Source organism: Synechococcus sp. R55.7 (genome assembly GCF_047461955.1).
Lineage (GTDB): Bacteria > Cyanobacteriota > Cyanobacteriia > Thermostichales > Thermostichaceae > Thermostichus.
Map to the genome: position 1 here is coordinate 1 of NZ_JANSIC010000335.1, position 1,580 is coordinate 1,580.

Annotated in this window: 1 protein-coding gene and 1 pseudogene; both read left to right on the forward strand. The window is 55.3% G+C overall.

Annotation, left to right across the window (positions count from 1 at the left end):
• Positions 1-8: 8 nt before the first annotated feature.
• A pseudogene (locus NW820_RS12290) lies at positions 9-170 on the forward strand (RNA-guided endonuclease TnpB family protein); the annotation flags it as partial.
• 34 nt (positions 171-204) lie between these two features.
• Positions 205-1,580, forward strand: a 1,376-nt coding sequence (locus NW820_RS12295) for an NAD(P)/FAD-dependent oxidoreductase (protein WP_414407631.1), incomplete at its 3' end; no start/stop codon positions are given.

Here is a 1,580-nt window from a genome sequence, read left to right on the forward strand (position 1 = left end):
ATCGGCGCATGACCCAAGTCCTGACTGTAGCTTGCAAACTCAAGGTGTCCCAGTCGCAAGCTGCAAAATTGGATGCGACAATAGATGCCTTTGTGCAGGCGTTGAACTGGGTGAATCAGAACACACCACAAAAGACAGCCAACGCCGTCAAACTGCAATCCCTTTGCTATACTACCAGATGGTACCTCAAGGCAGCTATCCAGAGTGCAGTCCACAGTGGTGATCGGGGCGGGGCCAGCTGGATTGAGTGCCGCCTACGAGCTGAACAAGCAGGGCTACCCGGTAACGGTTTTGGAAGCGGATCCGGTGCAGGTAGGGGGGCTATCCCGCACTGTAACCTACCAAGGCTATCGCTTTGACATCGGTGGACACCGCTTTTTCTCCAAGTCGGCGGAAATTGAGGCTCTGTGGACGGAGATTTTGGGCTCGGAAATGCAGGTTTGCCGTCGGCTTTCCCACATTTTTTACCGAGGTGTTTTCTTTGATTATCCAATTCGACCTACGGATGTTTTTGCCAAACTGGGGCCAGGGTTTACCACCCTCTGTCTGCTCAGTTACCTAAAGGCGCGCCTCTTTCCCAGGCCCAATCCTGTATCTTTTGAAGATTGGGTCATTAACCAATTTGGGGAACGGCTGTATCGCACTTTTTTTAAGACCTACACCGAGAAAGTGTGGGGGATCCCTTGTCACGAGATCAGCGCCGACTGGGCAGCCCAGCGGATCAAGGGTCTGTCGATGGCTTCTTTGATCCGTAAAACCTTTTTCCCCAACCGAGAGGGGGTGATCAAAACCCTGATCGATCGCTTTCGCTATCCTCGCCTAGGGCCAGGCCAGATGTGGGAGCGCGTTCAAACCTTGCTGGCAGAAGCCGGGCAGCCGGTACAACTGGATCGCAAGGTTACGGCAATCCACTGGAACCGGGCCGGAGTTCAAGCTGTACAAGCCTGTTCTCAAGGGGGAGAGACCTTTTGGGTGACCGGCGAGCAGTTCATTTCCACCATGCCGCTGCGCTCTCTGGTGCGGGCTTTGGTACCTGCAGCACCGGAGCCGGTGCGAGAGGCCGCCGAACAACTGCGGTATCGGGATTTTTTGACGGTGGCTTTGCTGGTGGATGAGCCCAACCTATTTCCAGATCACTGGATCTATATTCACGATCCCTCGGTGCGGGTGGGGCGTATCCAAAACTTCAAGAATTGGAGCGCGGACATGGTTCCGGATCCCTCGGTCACCTGCTTGGGTTTGGAGTATTTTTGCTCAGCGACGGATCCCTTTTGGGGACAAACCGATGGGGATTTGATGGCCTTGGCAACGCTGGAATTGCAGCGGTTGGGCCTGCTGGGGAAGGCAAAGGTTTTGGGCGGCACAGTCATTCGCGCCCCGAAAGCCTACCCGGTTTACAATCACGGCTATCAAGCTCACATCCAGACCATTCGAACCTTTTTGGAAGAAGCACTGCCCAATTTGCAGGTGGCAGGCCGCAACGGCATGCACCGCTACAATAACCAGGATCACGCCATGATGACGGGCCTTTTGGCCGCTCGCAACATTGTGGCGGGGGAACGGCGCTACGATGGGTGGCG